This window comes from Temperatibacter marinus (genome assembly GCF_031598375.1).
Taxonomy (GTDB): Bacteria; Pseudomonadota; Alphaproteobacteria; order Sphingomonadales; family Kordiimonadaceae; genus Temperatibacter; species Temperatibacter marinus.
In genome coordinates this window covers 2283641-2299078 of the sequence record NZ_CP123872.1, presented here as the reverse complement: position 1 = coordinate 2299078, position 15438 = coordinate 2283641, and the positions used below count along the sequence as shown (strand labels likewise).

General features: G+C 42.8%; 17 protein-coding genes. 10 read left to right on the top strand and 7 right to left on the bottom strand.

Annotation, left to right across the window (positions count from 1 at the left end; translation table 11 throughout):
- Position 1 precedes the first annotated feature (1 nt).
- From QGN29_RS10210 to nhaB, 3 genes are all read right to left on the bottom strand, one after another.
- A complete protein-coding gene (locus tag QGN29_RS10210; protein ID WP_310797753.1) occupies positions 2–499 on the bottom strand; it encodes a DUF192 domain-containing protein in 498 nt (165 codons plus the stop codon).
- Between the two features lie 94 nt (positions 500–593).
- On the bottom strand, positions 594–1169 hold the full coding sequence (locus QGN29_RS14495; protein ID WP_375164601.1) for a cold-shock protein: 576 nt from the start codon (positions 1167–1169) through the stop codon (positions 594–596).
- Between the two features lie 225 nt (positions 1170–1394).
- A complete protein-coding gene (gene nhaB / locus QGN29_RS10195) occupies positions 1395–2984 on the bottom strand; it encodes a sodium/proton antiporter NhaB (protein ID WP_310797752.1) in 1590 nt (529 codons plus the stop codon).
- Positions 2985–3182: 198 nt separating this feature from the next.
- On the opposite strand from nhaB, the gene QGN29_RS10190 reads away from it, so the two are divergent.
- A complete protein-coding gene (locus QGN29_RS10190; RefSeq protein ID WP_310797751.1) occupies positions 3183–4103 on the top strand; it encodes an MBL fold metallo-hydrolase in 921 nt (306 codons plus the stop codon).
- 18 nt (positions 4104–4121) lie between these two features.
- Here the strand turns inward: QGN29_RS10190 and QGN29_RS10185 are convergent, their stop codons facing one another.
- Both QGN29_RS10185 and QGN29_RS10180 read right to left on the bottom strand, forming a co-directional pair.
- Entirely contained in the window at positions 4122–4676 is a 555-nt protein-coding gene (locus QGN29_RS10185; RefSeq protein WP_310797750.1) for a regulatory protein RecX, read from the bottom strand.
- A complete protein-coding gene (locus tag QGN29_RS10180; RefSeq protein WP_310797749.1) occupies positions 4676–5872 on the bottom strand; it encodes an aminotransferase class V-fold PLP-dependent enzyme in 1197 nt (398 codons plus the stop codon). The genes QGN29_RS10185 and QGN29_RS10180 overlap by 1 nt, the downstream gene beginning before the upstream one ends.
- 288 nt (positions 5873–6160) lie before the next feature.
- On the opposite strand from QGN29_RS10180, the gene QGN29_RS10175 reads away from it, so the two are divergent.
- The 4 genes from QGN29_RS10175 to spt all read left to right on the top strand — a co-directional run bounded on the left by QGN29_RS10175 (position 6161) and on the right by spt (position 10435).
- Positions 6161–7894, top strand: coding sequence for a fatty acyl-AMP ligase (locus QGN29_RS10175; RefSeq protein WP_310797748.1), 1734 nt, complete (start codon positions 6161–6163; stop codon positions 7892–7894).
- A 3-nt stretch (positions 7895–7897) separates the two neighbouring features.
- Positions 7898–8833 (top strand): NAD-dependent epimerase/dehydratase family protein, encoded by a 936-nt coding sequence (locus QGN29_RS10170; RefSeq protein WP_310797747.1) that lies wholly within the window; start codon positions 7898–7900, stop codon positions 8831–8833.
- A 127-nt stretch (positions 8834–8960) separates the two neighbouring features.
- Positions 8961–9200, top strand: a complete 240-nt coding sequence (locus tag QGN29_RS10165; RefSeq protein ID WP_310797746.1) for an acyl carrier protein — start codon at positions 8961–8963, stop codon at positions 9198–9200.
- Positions 9201–9238: 38 nt separating this feature from the next.
- Complete coding sequence (spt, locus tag QGN29_RS10160; RefSeq protein ID WP_310797745.1) at positions 9239–10435, top strand: serine palmitoyltransferase; 1197 nt, start codon at positions 9239–9241, stop codon at positions 10433–10435.
- Positions 10436–10499: 64 nt separating this feature from the next.
- Here spt and dksA read toward each other — a convergent pair whose 3' ends face one another.
- Both dksA and QGN29_RS10150 read right to left on the bottom strand, forming a co-directional pair.
- On the bottom strand, positions 10500–10937 hold the full coding sequence (dksA, locus tag QGN29_RS10155) for an RNA polymerase-binding protein DksA (RefSeq protein WP_310797744.1): 438 nt from the start codon (positions 10935–10937) through the stop codon (positions 10500–10502).
- A gap of 205 nt (positions 10938–11142) precedes the next feature.
- The gene (locus QGN29_RS10150) at positions 11143–11565 is read right to left on the bottom strand and encodes a flagellar assembly protein FliX (RefSeq protein ID WP_310797743.1); all 423 of its coding nucleotides are present in this window, start codon (positions 11563–11565) and stop codon (positions 11143–11145) included.
- Between the two features lie 205 nt (positions 11566–11770).
- On the opposite strand from QGN29_RS10150, the gene flgI reads away from it, so the two are divergent.
- The 5 genes from flgI (at position 11771) to QGN29_RS10125 (ending at position 15404) form a co-directional block, all read left to right on the top strand.
- Positions 11771–12994 carry a flagellar basal body P-ring protein FlgI gene (gene flgI, locus QGN29_RS10145; protein ID WP_310797742.1) on the top strand — a complete coding sequence of 408 codons (1224 nt, stop codon included), beginning with the start codon at positions 11771–11773 and terminating at the stop codon, positions 12992–12994.
- Between the two features lie 16 nt (positions 12995–13010).
- The gene (locus QGN29_RS10140) at positions 13011–13370 is read left to right on the top strand and encodes a rod-binding protein (RefSeq protein ID WP_310797741.1); all 360 of its coding nucleotides are present in this window, start codon (positions 13011–13013) and stop codon (positions 13368–13370) included.
- A complete protein-coding gene (locus tag QGN29_RS10135; RefSeq protein ID WP_310797740.1) occupies positions 13367–13942 on the top strand; it encodes a hypothetical protein in 576 nt (191 codons plus the stop codon). Before QGN29_RS10140 ends, QGN29_RS10135 begins: the two co-directional genes overlap by 4 nt.
- A 2-nt stretch (positions 13943–13944) precedes the next feature.
- On the top strand, positions 13945–14319 hold the full coding sequence (locus tag QGN29_RS10130; RefSeq protein ID WP_310797739.1) for a hypothetical protein: 375 nt from the start codon (positions 13945–13947) through the stop codon (positions 14317–14319).
- A 254-nt stretch (positions 14320–14573) separates the two neighbouring features.
- On the top strand, positions 14574–15404 hold the full coding sequence (locus QGN29_RS10125) for a flagellin (protein ID WP_310797738.1): 831 nt from the start codon (positions 14574–14576) through the stop codon (positions 15402–15404).
- The last annotated feature ends 34 nt before the right edge of the window (positions 15405–15438 follow it).

The window sequence follows — 15438 nt, the reverse complement described above, 5'->3', positions numbered from 1 at the left end:
CTTACCACTGCGCCTTTAAACGCCAGCTCAGCGGCACTTTAATTGTATCCCCGACCTTAATCCCTAACTTATCAGACAGCCCTCCTTTAATTTCAAGAACAGACATGACTTTCCCCTCACTAGGGCGAGAGTCGTCATTCAATGTCGGTACATTTTTTTGGATGCTGTCAATGCGGCCATTGCGCTTGATATAGATGATATCTAAAGAAATATATGTATTCCGCATCCAAAATGACCGCTTACTTTCATTTGGGTAAATGAAAAGCATGCCTTCTGTGTCTGGCATTTCTTTCACATACATAAGTCCCTGTGCACGAGTTTCGCGGTCTAGGGCTAGTCGCACTTGAAAAGTCACTTCTTTCTCTGCTGTTTTAACTGTAAGAGGAAAATAACTTTCCTTTTCTTGAGCCTGAACAAAGAAACTGTTGATGCATAATAAAGAAAGTGCAAAGAAAAGGCGCATTGAGTGCTGCATAAATGATCCTATAAAAAATGCCATGGTTAGGGTCCATGGCATGAATATACGTTAAATGTGGCAACATTCCAGATCTATTATCCAGAGCCCAATATTTTATAACTTAAAATAACAAGTCTTAAGCATCCCCAGGCAATGCAATTTGTGCAACAAGCGGACCACGTTCCCCTTCACCAATTCTTACCCTTACTTCTTGCCCCGGTTCAAGTTCAGTCAATCCAGCACGACGAAGGGTTTCAATATGTACGAAGATATCTTGATCTCCAGATCCACAAGAAACAAAACCATAGCCCTTCACTCGGTTGAACCATTTTACTGTGACATCTTCAAAATCTTTTGAGACAGTAACATCCATACCAGGATGCGAAAAAGAGGTTCTGCCAAAATCTTCTGGGGATACTGCTGTTGAAAGGTCCAAAGAGACCACTTCAACGGCCTGCCAGCCTCGATCACGCTTAGCCACAAAACAATTGACGGTTGTCCCTTCTGGCACACTTCGTCGACCAACTTCTCTTAATACTGAGAAATGCAACAAAATATCACTAGAAATTTCTTCTGGGCCTTCGATTTCAATAACCTCTGGCACGACAAAGCCAAAACCTTTGACAGCATCAAACCATTTTACTTTTCCAGAAAGCTTGCATAACTCCCCATCATGCTGCTCCTGAGCCGCCATAGCTTGCTCTTCACTCATGGTACTTCCCCTACCCTACTCGTTACAATTTATTCCTCGACGCATTAAATGCTTAACAAAGTGTAAACAAATAACTCCTTGGCCTGCAACAAAAAACCGCAATAAGAGGCCTTCGCTCTATATTTCAGCATAAATTCGAACTGATTCGTCTAAAAATATACTCAAAGAACAAAAAAAAGGAGCGACTCGCGCTCCTTTTTAGAAAATTTGGGTTTAAACCCTTATCTAGTGATCTCCACCGGAGTTGCCTTGTCCAGGCAGTCCTTCATGGTGCTGGATCATATTATTCTCATACATCCAGTCTGTCGCAGGCTGAAGGTAATTGGCAACCATAATATAACCAACAATTGACATTACAATTGTATAAGGCAGCGCCATAACAACCATCTTCATATAAGACAGGCGAATAAGCGGTGCAACTGCTGATGTAAGCAAGAACAAGAAAGCTGCTTGACCATTTGGTGTCGCAACCGAAGGAATGTTTGTTCCAGTGTTAATCGCAACAGCAAGCATATCAAATGTTTCACGGTCAATACGACCAGTAGCTGCGGCTTCAACCATTTGATTGATGTAGACCGTCGCCACAAATACATTATCTGAAATCGCTGATAAGATACCGTTCGCTGCATATAGGAAAGTCACTTGAGTTGAGCCCTCTTGTGAGAGAACAAATTCTGTGATGGGCGCAAACAAGCCCTGATCTGCAATGACACCAACAATGGCAAAGAAAACAACCAGCAAGGCAGTGAAAGGCAAGGCCTCTTCAAATGCGTGACCAATCTGATGCTCTTCAGTGATACCAGTTAGGACTGTGCCAAGAACGATAATTGAGAGACCGATGATCCCGACTGGGGCCATATGTGTTAGAAGACCAATGATCAACCAAACACCAACAACCCCTTGCATGACAAGTGACGCTTTATCTTTTGGCGTGCGGCGCTCGTCTTCATACTGATCATAGTCCGCAATAACATTCATCACTTTTTCGGGGATTTTACCGCCGTAACCAAATTTACCACTCATCTCAAGTAGGGCACATGTGATAAGACCCGACACGAGAACAGGTAATGTTACAGGTGCCATGCGCATGAAGAATTCGATGAAATCCCATCCTGCTTTTGTACCAATTACAATATTCTGCGGCTCACCAACAATTGTACATACGCCGCCTAAAGCCGTACCAACTGCTGCGTGCATCATCAAAGATCTAAGGAAAGAACGGAATTGCTCTAGGTCGTCGCGGTTCAGCGATTCAACAGAGCCATCATTTTTATGATCATGGTCATGGGTGAAGTGCTTACCAGAAGCCACTTTATGGTAAATTGAGTAGAAACCAATGGCAACAGTGATGATCACTGCTGTTACTGTCAACGCATCAAGGAAAGCAGAAAGAAATGCCGCTGCAAAAGAGAAAAGCAGTGAAAGAGCCACTTTATTCCTTATGTTTACAAGCATCTTTGTAAAAAGGAATAAGATCAATTTCTGCATGAAGTAAATCCCTGCAACCATGAAGACAAGCAATAGAATAACCTCTAAATTGCCTACAATTTCATGCTCCAGAGTTTTGATCGACGTCATACCTAAAGCGATCGCCTCAAAGGCAAGAAGCCCTCCAGGAAGCAGTGGATAACACTTGAGTGCCATCGCAAGACAGAAAATAAATTCTAAGACAAGAACCCAACCTGCAACATATGGATCAATGCTGAATAGAATTGGATTGATAATAAGAAAAGCAAGGATTGTAAGCTTGTACCAATTCGCAGAGTGACCCATGAAATTCTGCCAATATGGATTGTTAGTAATTCGACTACTCATTGTAAGTCCCTTTTTCAATTACAGACCGTCCCTTCAAGTGATAGCTCAAAGAGGGAATTAATGCTGCTTGTATAATTACGCAGAGTAGAATTCAAGCAAAACTGGATTTTACCCTAAAAAAATACAGCTTAACAAGTGCTTGCCTAAGATCGAGAAAGGGTTTTTAATGCCAGCCAATCGTAAAAGGGAGAGAGAGAGATGATTAAAATTTTCACCCTAGTCGTTACTCTGTTATGTTTGTCTTTAACGGCTTATTCAAAAGAAAAACACCCCTATGTATTCATCCTAGGCACGGCTCAAGATGCTGGTTACCCTCAAGCAGGATGCTATAAAAGCCATTGTTTACCGGGATGGGCGGACAAAGACAAAAGACGCACAGCTATCTCTATCGCTTATGTAGATCAAACACAGAAAAGCTATATCTTTGATGCCAGCCCTGATTTTCCTGAGCACATGTACCGCCTTCATCAGCAACCTTTCTCCCCTTCACTTTCCGGAATCTTTATCACTCATGCTCATATCGGCCATTATACGGGGCTTATGTATCTGGGGCACGAAGCCATGGGTGCCTTAAAAATGCCCGTCTTTGTCATGCCCAAAATGAAGCAGTATATTGAGACGAATGGGCCCTGGTCACAACTGGTAGAGAAGAGAAATATTACTTTATTTGAACTTTCAAATGAAAAAACATATCGCTTAAGCAAAACGTTAGCCGTAACACCTTTGCTTGTCCCCCACCGAGATGAATACAGTGAAACTGTAGGCTTTCATATTCAAGGACCACGCAAATCTGCTTTATTCATTCCCGATATCAATAAATGGCATTTATGGCGTAAAGATATTCGTGAAGAAATTAAGAAAGTTGATTATGCATTGATTGATGCAACGTTCTTCTCAGGGGATGAATTGCCCGGTAGAGATATGTCCAAAATTCCTCACCCAAGCGTCAAAGAAAGCATGACCCTCTTTCAGTCTCTTTCAAATAAAGATAAGAATCGAATTTGGTTTATCCATATGAACCACACAAATCCTTTGCTCAACGCTGAAAGCTCTGAAAGTAAACAGGTTATCAAGGCAGGATACAATATTGCAAGAGAAGGCATAAAACTGCCCATGTAGGACACTCAACCGATCAACTTATCCATATAAAATATCTTCAAGCTCCTCTACGGAGGAAACTTTTAGTACTTTATGGACCTGCTCCATCGAATGGCCTGCCCTTAGCATTGAGGCCAAGTCTTTTTGCTCTCGATCTTCAGACTTATGACGCATTCTGAACGGGCCAAAACCACGTTTACGGGCATAAATTATGGCTGCCCTTAAATCAGCATCCTCGCCGCGTTCCTCTTCTAGGTCTTTAAAAGCATATGAAATATCTTCTTCAGACAATCCTTTATGATAGAGATAGTTTTTGATAGCCCGTTCTGATTTCCCGCTCAGATGCATAGAAAGCGCTTTTTGACTTGCGTAGCGTTGATCATTCACAAAGCCAAGATTTACACACTTATCAGCAGCCTGCTTAATCCATTCCTTTTCTTCTTGGGAAGGCGGGCTATGGTCTTCGTGCCTGCGTCTCACCTTACGATCAAGAACACGCTCCAAATTCTTACGGCTCGAGCTATAGCGCTCCAGGTAAAAAAGTGCTGCCCTTTCAAGATAAGCCGCTGTAACAGGTTTTTTTCGCTTTTCCATTACAGTGCTCTTAAAACATCAAGGAACCGATCCACTTCCTCTTGCGCAGTCATATATTGCGGGGAAATGCGGATCAAACTATCAATATTTCTTGCCTCAAGGTCTAACCGAGTATGAAAGACTGAAGCGACATTGACAGCAATCCCTTGCTTTTCAAATGCCGCTTTAGCATCACCAGCCTCAAGTCCGTCCTTATTAAACGTAATAATCGCCCCCTCGCTTCCTGGAGGACAGCCGATTGTAACATTATTCATCGCCTCAAGTTGACGTCTAATGTAGTTAGAGACCAGTCGTGTTTGATCTGTCAAAGCCTGAATACCCATCTGATGGAATTCACTCAAGGCGTTTCTAAAACCTAAGACCGTCATCACGGACCGCTCCCAAGCTTCGAAAAGTCTTGCATCGTCACGGCATTTTATCTCGAATGTCGCCTCCCAACTGGCAGAATTATTTGTCATAACAACAGGATTTAAGGCCTTCCTAGCCTTTTCAGATGCATATAAGAACCCAACACCCCGAGGTCCCCGTAAAAATTTCCGAGCTGTACCGCTAGCCATATCAGCCCCTACAGTTTGGAAATTAACAGGGATATGCCCTGCTGCCTGACAGGCGTCCAATAAATAGAGAGCATTTTTACGTGCCGCAATTTCACCCACTTTTGAAGCCGGTAATATTTGGCCACTACTCGAGCCAATCCATGTCAAGGCAATCAGAGCTGTATTCTCATCAACTAATTGATCAAAATGATCTAAATCGATATCTCCATTGTCTAGCCTGTTAGCAATTCTAATCTCATACCCACGCCTTTTTTGGTCATGAACCATGGCAACAAAATTTGCACAATATTCAGTATGAGCCGTAACGATGTTTTGTCCTTTATCGATTGGGGTGCTGTAAAATAATTTTGTCCAGCTATCGACAGCGCTGCCAGTCAAGGCGTAGTCAGATGACGCCGCACCAAAGCATTTTGCAAGAAGCGAATAGGTATCTTCTAGTTCTTCAGCCACTTGTTCTTGAGCCACATAGCCTGCAACTTGCGCTTCCAAAGCCAAATGCTGTTGCATCCTCGCAACAGTTTGCTTAGATAAAAATGAGGCACCTGCATGATCAAGATGAACTCGAGATCGGTCGAAATCCGCATTTTTCCTTATATTTTCGATATCTAGTTCAGGGTGTGAGAGGATTTTATCCGTCATTGTTTAGCCTTAATTGATCCATAATTGTTGCAGTTAAGTTGATATTACAGAAGAAAAAACTTGCGAATTTACGCACGAAAATGTAATTCAAAAATATTAAAGAAGTGAAATTAGGGGTTCGTCAAGGGTTTTAAACCTGAACATCTATATATCAAAAGATTATTGCCTAAGGGATGGCCTTGAGGCAAATTTTGGAATATAGTGGTATTTTATTGCATGTAAATTACAATGAAATCCTGATTAATACTGAGTGAACTAGTATAAACAGAAAATGGGTGGCCCTGATTTATGACAGAACCAACCCCTAGTGTGGATAAAAGTCTTAAACGTCGTTTCTCTGATTTTGAAACGCTTGTTGAAGCTGTTGAATATGCAGCTCAAGGAAAACGTGGACTTAATTTTTATGACGCACGTGGAAATCTAAAACGATCTCTTCCTTACTCAGAAATGCGTGACATGGCTGAAGCTATGGGCCGTAAACTCGTAGGAATGGGATTTGAAAAAGGCGCTAGAATTGCGATGATTGCAGAAACCTCTGCTGAATTTGTCGCTTTTTTTATGGGCTGTGCCTATGCATCAGTTCTTCCTGTTCCCATGCCACTGCCTACTTCATTTGGTGGAAAAGAAGGCTATGTTGCACAATTAAACGTGCAGCTTCAAAGCAGTAAGGCGAATGCTATTATGGCGCCCGCCTTCATGAATGAAATCCTTGAAGAAGCCAAAAAAGGGACCGACGTTACATTCACAGGTGACTGGGATCACTATATGGCCCAGGCCGGCGATGCAGACCCGCGTCTTCCCACCACAGAGGATGTGGCTTACCTACAATATTCTTCTGGATCGACACGTTTTCCCCATGGGATTGTCGTCACCCATAAATCGCTTATGGCCAATAACTATGGCATGGGCTATCACGGTGTGAATTTACAAGATGATGATAGAATAACATCATGGTTGCCTTTCTATCATGACATGGGACTTGTTGGGACGCTTTTAACATCTGTTACTTGTCAGTTAACAGCTGATTTTATTCCTACCGAAGAATTTGCACGCCGACCGTTAAGTTGGCTGCGTGTTTTGACAAAAAACAAAGGAACAATAAGTTATAGCCCTACCTTTGGCTACGACGTATGCGCTCGCAGAGCTGGAACACGTCAATCGGCCCTTGAAGAACTTGATTTATCAAGCTGGCGCATTGCTGGAATCGGAGCCGAAATGATCCGTCCTGATGTTATGCGCTTCTTCTTGGATACATTTAAACCTATCGGATTTAAGCAAACAGCCTTACTGCCAAGTTATGGACTAGCTGAATGTACTTTAGGCGTAAGTTTTGGGGATGTTGGCAAGGGCATAGAAATCGACCTGATGGACGAAAGCCTTCTAACAGGCGAAACGCATTTACTTGTAAATAATAGTGACGATGCACCGCGCATGCGAGAAGTTGTTAACTGCGGCAAACCCATGCCGGAGTATGAAGTAGAAATCAGATCCACTGAAGATGCTGTTCTAAACGAAAAACAAGTCGGGCAAATTTTTGTGCGCGGCACCTCTGTAATGCGTGAGTATTTTAATGACCCTGACTCTACTGCTGCCTGTCTAAGCGCGGATGGTTGGCTCAATACTGGGGATATGGGCTATCTTAAAAATGGCTATATTTACATTGTTGGTCGGGTTAAAGACATGATCATTGTAAATGGTAAAAACCACTGGCCACAAGATATTGAATGGGCTGCAGAGCAATTACAAGGCGTCAAAAGTGGCGATGTGGCTGCCATTTCTGTTCCTGGCGAACAAGCAGAGGAAATTCCTCTCATTTTGGTCCAATGTCGTGTCTCTGATACGGCAGAAAGATTGCGCTTTATTGATGAATTGAAAAAGCATGTGCAACGTGAAACTGGAATTAATGTGATTGTCGAACTCGTTGCACCCCGTGCCCTTCCCCGAACGTCTTCAGGGAAATTATCTCGTGTAAAAGCCCGAAATCAATTCCTTTCTGGTCAATTGCAAGCTTTAGCGAGTTAATCTATGCCTTCTGACTTTAATAAAACAGTCGCTCTCACAGGAGCGACTGGTTTTTTAGGGGCTTACCTCATCGATCATCTGGTCACTGAAGGCTATCATGTCAGAGCCCTTACCCGTCGCCCTCAAAAAGAAAAAGACGGCGTAACTTGGGTGACAGGGGATGTCGAACTTCCAGAATCTTTATCACTACTTGCTCAGGGAGCTAGCATCTTCATTCACGGCGCAGGCCTTACCAAAGCGCTGTCACTAGAAGGGTTCAGGCGTGTCAATAAAATGGGGGCTTGGAATGCATTGCAAGCTGCGAAACATTCAAAAGTTAAAAAATTTATCATGATATCAAGCATGGCAGCCCGAGAACCAAGCCTCTCGCATTATGCTTTAAGTAAATGGGAGGGAGATCAAGCTCTCCATACGTTTAAGTGGCCCTTTGATTGGATGATTATCAGGCCAGGCGGCATATATGGTCCAGGGGATTATGAATTCCTACCTATGTTCAAAATGGCAAAACAAGGCTTTCTCTTTGCTGCAGGCAGTCAGAATAATAGATTTGCGCTCATCCATGCCGATGATATGGCACGCATGATTGTTCAACAACTTTCCGAAGATTTCAACCAATCAACTATCGAAGGCGGCGATGCGAATTCACAGGGCTACACTGCTCAGGATTTGAAAAACAGAGTGGCGCCTCTCTATCCAAATGGTCAAATTAAAACGCTTACAATTCCGTGGCTTGTTTTGAAATTAATCGGTTATATCAATAGTTTAAAAGCTATTCTCACTAGAAAGCCCGAATTACTATCTCACAAAAAAATTAATGAACTAACGCATTCAGATTGGACAGTTCAGAGCCCCCCTCCGTTTCCATTTAAGCCAAAATACACACTAGAAGAGGGATTTAGCGAAACCATTAACTGGTATAAGCAAAAAAATTTGCTTTAATCTCTGCAAAACTATATAGAATTCATATTGTGTCCACATTTCTCCAGTAGCTGAGAAAAATCCTTAGATTTTATACTCTTCTTCTGAGTATAGTTGGATTCTAAACATTTTAATGAGAGTATGCGCTATGACTAACGAAGAAATTCGTACCAAAATTTATGAGCTAATCACCCCTCTCAACAAAAAGGGGATTTCTCTTAAACCAGAAACAACGTTTGCCTCCGATCTTGAACTGGATAGCTTAACAGTGATGGACCTTGTAGCGGATATTGAAGATGAATTTGACATCCTACTACCGATCAACAAATTACCAGAGCTTGAAACGATTCAACAAGTGGCTGATGCCGTTGAAGAAGACCTTGGTTAAACCACTCTCTCGCCTATCTTTCTAGTTAAGGAATAGTCATGGACCTATTAGATAAATTTGATTCAATCATTGAACTCAGAAAATCTTTGCCCTTTGAAAAAGCAGACCCTTTCACTGTTGTAATGGAGAAAGTTCTGTCTCAAACGAAAGCAGTCATTGATGGCCGGGAAACAGTTCTTGCTGGCACCAATAACTATATGGGAATGACTTTTAACGAAAATGCCTTAAATGCTGCAAAACAAGCTATTGATGATTTTGGAACAGGAACGACAGGGTCACGGGTTCTTAATGGTACCTATTCTAGCCATAAAGAGCTAGAATCCGTTCTCGCTGACTTTTACAACATGGACCATTGCATGGTCTTTTCTACTGGGTACCAGGCAAATTTAGGGATGATTTCAACCCTTGCTGGGAAAGATGACTATATTATTATTGACGCGGACAGTCATGCATCAATTTATGATGGGTGTGCGCTTGGGAATGCTCAAATAGTACGGTTTAAACATAATGACCTTGATAGCCTTGAAAAGCGCTTAAAGCGTTTGCCTGAAGATGCTGGTAAATTGGTTGTTGTAGAAGGTATTTATTCTATGATTGGGGATACAGCTCCCCTCAAAGAAATGCTTGAAATTTCCAAAAAATATGGTTGTACGACCCTTGTTGATGAAGCTCATTCCATGGGCTTTTGCGGCCCAAATGGTCGTGGAATCATGGAAATTGAAGGGGTAGAACATCTCACAGACTTTGTAGTAGGGACTTTTTCTAAATCGGTCGGTACTGTTGGTGGTTTCTGTACGTCAAATCACCCAAAGATGGATATCCTTAGAAGTGCTTGCCGTCCCTATATTTTCACAGCGTCTCTTCCCCCTAGCGTGATCGCTTCTGCTATCGCAGCCATTCAAACAATCAAGGCCGAGCCTTGGCGGGCTGAAAAACTGTGGGAAAACGCTCACGCTCTTCACAAAGGCCTTTTAGATGCTGGTTTTGACATGGCGACTGAAAAAGCTGAAAGCCCGATCATTGCCGTAAAATTAGATGATATCTTGATGGCAACGCGTTTTTGGGAAACGCTTCTCAATAATGGCGTCTATGTAAATATGGCTATCCCCCCTGCTACCCCTTCAGGCATAAACCTTATGCGGGTCAGTATTTCTGCGGTTCATAGCAGCGAAGAAATACAAGAAATCGTTAATGCCTTCGTCAAAACAGCCCGTGATTTACAAATGCAATTATAGAGTATAAAAAAAGGCAACTGAAATTCAGTTGCCTTTTTTATTCAATCTCTAGAACTTCTATCGTTTAATCGTCGCGGTGTACTTTTTCACTACGCTCGTGCGCTTCTTGTGCTTCAATAGTCATCGTAGCAATAGGACGTGCATCCAGACGACGAAGGTTAATTGGATCGCCCGAGACTTCACAGTAGCCATATTCACCTTCATCAATACGACCAATAGCCGCATCAATCTTTGAGATCAGTTTTCGTTGGCGATCCCGTGTTCTTAGTTCTACGCCCCAATCAGTCTCGCTTGAAGCACGATCAGCCAAATCTGGCTCACGCAGGTTATCTTGCTGCAGATTCTGAAGAGTCTCCGCTGATACGCGCATGATATCGTCTTTCCAGTCTTCAAGTTTGCGTCGGAAATATTCTAGATGTAGAGGATTCATAAACTCTTCATCGTTTGAAGGTTTATAGCCCGATGGTAACTCTATACGATCTATCACTGTGTGCTGTGTCATTTACTTTTCCCAAATGTGAATGTGCCACAAATCTACTAATAACTTGCCCAGTTGCGTGTATATAATGATTTAGTTAATAAAGTACAAGGATAATTAAATATTTCTTAATACTTTATATCCGTGTAATTATATTACAAAAATACAACGCGATATTCTCAATACAATTCAAACAGTTAAGAGTTTATTAACAAGGCAGGACGAGAATTCAATAGCCCAGCTTAGCAAGTTCTACTTCAGCGCGTAATTCGATATCCGCAAGAATCTCTGCTAATCTTGGGTCTTGCTGAGGCTGATTCTGTCTCCCTCGTGCCATATCCGCGAGTTGTCGTAAACGTGAGGCTGGGATTGCCCCAAGCAAGATGCCTTTGCGAATTTCCTCAAGCATGTCCAACATATCATTGGCCCTATGCAGACCTTTTGAGGGAGATTCAGTTGAATCTGGTACTTCTTGCAAGCCTAACAGAGGATTGACTTGCGAAATAGGCCCTGCCCCAGAGACACCTGAGGTAGCGTCAACATCTTGCCCAGAGGAAAGCTCTCGCGAAAAAGCAGCTGCATCGCCTTTTCCCGCTTTTGAGGATTTTTTAACATTCCCTGATTGAACACGACCTGGCCCAGATATTTTCATTATCAACCCGACTTATACTTAATTAAACTCTTGATACTCTTATATATCGTCCACGATCCATAAGATGAAGACACAGTATATAGCGCCTTATGCTGCTTGCCAAGTAAAGTCCTCTCAATAACTGGCATAATTCTCGCATATAAAAGCACAAGAAATAATAATGAGCCTGTTAACTAGGCAAATTTTGGCTTTAAAGGACTATAAAATGACCGCTTTGGTAAAGACATTCACAACAATCCTCATTGCAGCAACTGCAATCATTGTTGCGCCTTCCGCAGCTAATGCACAGCAACAAAACGCTGCAGAACAAGCTAAGCCAAAGCCGAAAGCCGAATTTTTACCAACGACACAAACCTCACGGATAAAAGACATTGTCACTTTTGAAAACCATCATGTGAATAAATTGATGGGCTACGGTGTTGTCATAGGTTTGAATGGCACCGGCGATACATTCAGAAACGTTCCCTTTGGTGAACTATCGATGGCGTCCATGCTAGAGCGCCTTGGTGTTAACATTAAAGGCGAAGAAATGAAGCCACGAAACGTGGCATTCGTCATAGTAACAGCTGACCTTCCTCCCTTTTCAAATAAGGGATCGGCGCTTGATGTCACAATCTCATCCATCGGAGATGCGAGCGATCTTAAGGGCGGCGAATTGGTTGCAACAACTTTGATCGGTGCAGACGGACAAGCTTATGCTCTCGCGCAAGGTGCGCTTACTGTTGGTGGTTTCACTGTAAAAGGTGATGATGGCGGCAGCATCACTCAGGGTGTCCCAACAAACGGTACCCTTACGAATGGGGCGATCATTGTCGCGGAAAATGATTTTGAGTTAGCTGAAATGCGCTCTATGAAAATATCGTTAAACAACCCTGACCTTACGACAGCTCGCCGGATCGAGTCTGCAATTAACAAGCGCTTAGGAAACAACCTCGCGCGGGCAACAGATCTTGCAACAGTAATGATGATCCGCCCTGTAGGGTACCCAATGCAAATGGTTGATTTACTTGCTGAAATTGAAAACCTTCGCGTTGTTCCTGACAATAAGGCCGTTATTACGATCAACGAACGTACAGGAACAATCACCATGAGCCAAGATGTACGGATCAGTATGGTGACTGTGGCACAAGCAAACCTTTTTATTAAAGTAGAAAATACACAGCAACAAGGTCAAGGCGGCCAAGGCGGCGTTAATGCAGGTGCTGGCGGCGTTGCACAAGGCGGCCAAGCAGGCCCCGTTATCACAGACTCAGCCCTAGATTTTGATGATGGTAAAAACAAAAGATTCCATAAGTTAGGCAATTTTGTCACGCTTGATGATCTTATTAAACAGCTTCATGCCCTAGAGCTAGGTCCTCGAGATATTATTTCTGTCATTCAAGACTTAAAGAAGAATGGTGCCATTCAAGCTGAAATTCGGACAATGTAAGGCAGGAAGAGGAAAAATGACTGATATATCAACAGTAACCCAATCCGGCCTTGCAAGTGAAATGCTCCTCAAAGGACAGATCCAGCAGGCCAAAGCGTCAATTACTGGCGTTAAGGGGGAAGACATCTCTCCAGAATTGGATAAGAAAATCCGAAAAGTGGCAGAAAGTTTTGAAGCCATGTTCATTAGCCAACTGCTACAGCCAATGTTCCAAGACATTCCCGTTGATGAAACAATGGGAGGCGGCTCTGGAGAACAAATGTTCCGCGGCATGATGGTTGAACAAATGGGGAAAAGTATGGCTTCTGGAGGGGGTATTGGTCTTTCAGATTCAATTTACAGTGAAATCTTAAAAATGCAGGAGGTAGCATCATGACTGTTGATCCCCGAATGGCTATTTTTTCAAGAAGCCGCGAAAAATCTGAAAAGCCGACACAAAAGCTAAAGGATGCCTCAATGAGTGATGAGGACATCTCGGAACAGTCAACTTTGGACACCAGTTCCCAAAAACCTCAAAATTTCACAGGTCCAGGCCAACGATTAATCGATATCACTGAGCAATTAACCTCGCTGATCAAACAAGAGACCGGTTTTCTACTCTCAAGAGCCACCAAAGATGCGGCAAATTTGCACGGTGAAAAGTCTCGCCTCATGGCTTTATATAAAACGACCTTACATCATCTCCAGGTGAATGAGCATCTTCTTGGCCCTAAAGAATCTGCCATTCGAGGTTTTATCCGTAAAGTTACTGACTCGTTCAGGGACGCTCTCAAAGAGCATACCCGGGTTGTGATTCGCATGAAATCAATCTCTGAGGGCATCATACGGTCAATTGGCGAAGAAGTGACCAAGCAAAATAGACCTGTAGTTGGGTACGGTGCTAATGCGGCGATGGTTGCACCAAAATCGGCAACAACGACTTCAATATCGCTAAACCAAGTAATTTAATCATGGATGGTCTAGGCCTTTCTTCTCAAGATTTAAAATTGGGCCCAAATACTACTCATACCACGCAAGGCCCCCTCTCGCTCACCCGCATAGATCAATTAATTAATAGATCTAACCTTTCGGTGACGGACCGACTTGCTTTTCAAAAACTGTTGATGGCGACACTTTCAAGTCATCATCACGTATCCAGTCAAGCAACCGGGGGTCTTAATCCAACGACCCCTATAGCCATGAACACACTGGCGCAACTTTTCTTACCTTTAACAGCTCAGGCTGGCCCTTCTAGTAATTCAACAAAAGCTTCTTCTAAAAAGAAAACCAGCGATTCTAACTCTAAACCTTCCACACCCTCATCCTTGCCGCGCTCGAACAAATAAACCCCTATCAAGGGTGGTGGGCAAGAATCTCCCTCTCCTTTCTCTCCACCTCTGCACGGGAAGAAAAAGATTCCCACATAAAGAGATCGCCTATCTTCCCTTATGAAGAATTCCACCCTTAACCCTTAATATTATTGCTTTTTAGTGTTTAATTACAATATCTTATGAACAATATTAAAATTGGCACGTCAGTTGCATAATATAGGGTGAAGCTGAAAATATCAGCCTATGGAAAGTCTATAAGGAGTGTTAAAATGACCTTCTCAGTTAACGTAAACCCGAGTGCTCTTGCAGCCCTTAGGAATTTGAATAAAACAAGTGATGACTTGGAAATGACTCAAACCAATATTAATACTGGTTTGAAGATTTCTTCTGCGAAAGATAATGCAGCTGTCTTTTCTATCGCCCAAAAATTGCGCGGCGATGTCAGAGGCTTAAATGCTGTACAACAGTCACTTGACCGCGGTATTTCATCCGTTGATGTAGCTCTTGCTGCGTCTAATGCAATTTCTGATCTCTTATTAGAGATGAAAGAGAAAGCCGTTGCAGCGGCTGATATCGGACTTGATACAACGTCCAGATCAGCATTGTCGCAAGATTTCTCTGCTCTTAGAAATCAAATTTCTTCAATTATTAATAATGCAGAATTTAATGGTACAAATCTAATTGACGGTGGATCTGATCAAATTGTAGCGATTACCAATGCTGATGCGACACAAACATTGAGCGTTGCCCATGAGAATTTATCCTTGGGTAGCTCTGTGATTACCATCTCGTCGACGCAGGTTATTACCACCTCAACACTGGCTTCCTCTGCTGTAACAGCCCTGAATACATCTATTGATAATTTGAACTCTGTTCTGACACGCCTTGGATCTGGTTCCACAGCCTTAGAACAAAACCGGGATTTTGCCGGTAAACTTCAAGATGTGATCGAAACAGGTATTGGTAACCTTGTGGATGCTGACATGGCGAAAGAAAGTGCTCGATTACAAGCTCTGCAGGTTAAGCAGCAGTTGGGTATACAAGCGCTCTCCATCGCTAACCAGAGCCCGCAATCAATCCTCTCACTCTTCCAAGGATAACCCTCTCTTAAAGAGAGCCACTACCCTAGACAGA

Bases quoted from the DNA above. Each gene is read 5' to 3' on its own strand.
- QGN29_RS10130 (WP_310797739.1), top strand. From the start codon at position 13,945: ATGGATGGTCTAGGCCTTTCTTCTCAAGATTTAAAATTGGGCCCAAAT.
- QGN29_RS10190 (WP_310797751.1), top strand. From the start codon at position 3,183: ATGATTAAAATTTTCACCCTAGTCGTTACTCTGTTATGTTTGTCTTTA.
- QGN29_RS10175 (WP_310797748.1), top strand. From the start codon at position 6,161: ATGACAGAACCAACCCCTAGTGTGGATAAAAGTCTTAAACGTCGTTTC.
- QGN29_RS10185 (WP_310797750.1), bottom strand. From the start codon at position 4,676: ATGGAAAAGCGAAAAAAACCTGTTACAGCGGCTTATCTTGAAAGGGCA.
- QGN29_RS10210 (WP_310797753.1), bottom strand. From the start codon at position 499: ATGGCATTTTTTATAGGATCATTTATGCAGCACTCAATGCGCCTTTTC.
- nhaB (WP_310797752.1), bottom strand. From the start codon at position 2,984: ATGAGTAGTCGAATTACTAACAATCCATATTGGCAGAATTTCATGGGT.
- QGN29_RS10165 (WP_310797746.1), top strand. From the start codon at position 8,961: ATGACTAACGAAGAAATTCGTACCAAAATTTATGAGCTAATCACCCCT.
- QGN29_RS10170 (WP_310797747.1), top strand. From the start codon at position 7,898: ATGCCTTCTGACTTTAATAAAACAGTCGCTCTCACAGGAGCGACTGGT.
- QGN29_RS10180 (WP_310797749.1), bottom strand. From the start codon at position 5,872: ATGACGGATAAAATCCTCTCACACCCTGAACTAGATATCGAAAATATA.
- flgI (WP_310797742.1), top strand. From the start codon at position 11,771: ATGACCGCTTTGGTAAAGACATTCACAACAATCCTCATTGCAGCAACT.
- QGN29_RS10135 (WP_310797740.1), top strand. From the start codon at position 13,367: ATGACTGTTGATCCCCGAATGGCTATTTTTTCAAGAAGCCGCGAAAAA.
- QGN29_RS10150 (WP_310797743.1), bottom strand. From the start codon at position 11,565: ATGAAAATATCTGGGCCAGGTCGTGTTCAATCAGGGAATGTTAAAAAA.
- dksA (WP_310797744.1), bottom strand. From the start codon at position 10,937: ATGACACAGCACACAGTGATAGATCGTATAGAGTTACCATCGGGCTAT.
- QGN29_RS14495 (WP_375164601.1), bottom strand. From the start codon at position 1,169: ATGAGTGAAGAGCAAGCTATGGCGGCTCAGGAGCAGCATGATGGGGAG.
- QGN29_RS10140 (WP_310797741.1), top strand. From the start codon at position 13,011: ATGACTGATATATCAACAGTAACCCAATCCGGCCTTGCAAGTGAAATG.
- spt (WP_310797745.1), top strand. From the start codon at position 9,239: ATGGACCTATTAGATAAATTTGATTCAATCATTGAACTCAGAAAATCT.
- QGN29_RS10125 (WP_310797738.1), top strand. From the start codon at position 14,574: ATGACCTTCTCAGTTAACGTAAACCCGAGTGCTCTTGCAGCCCTTAGG.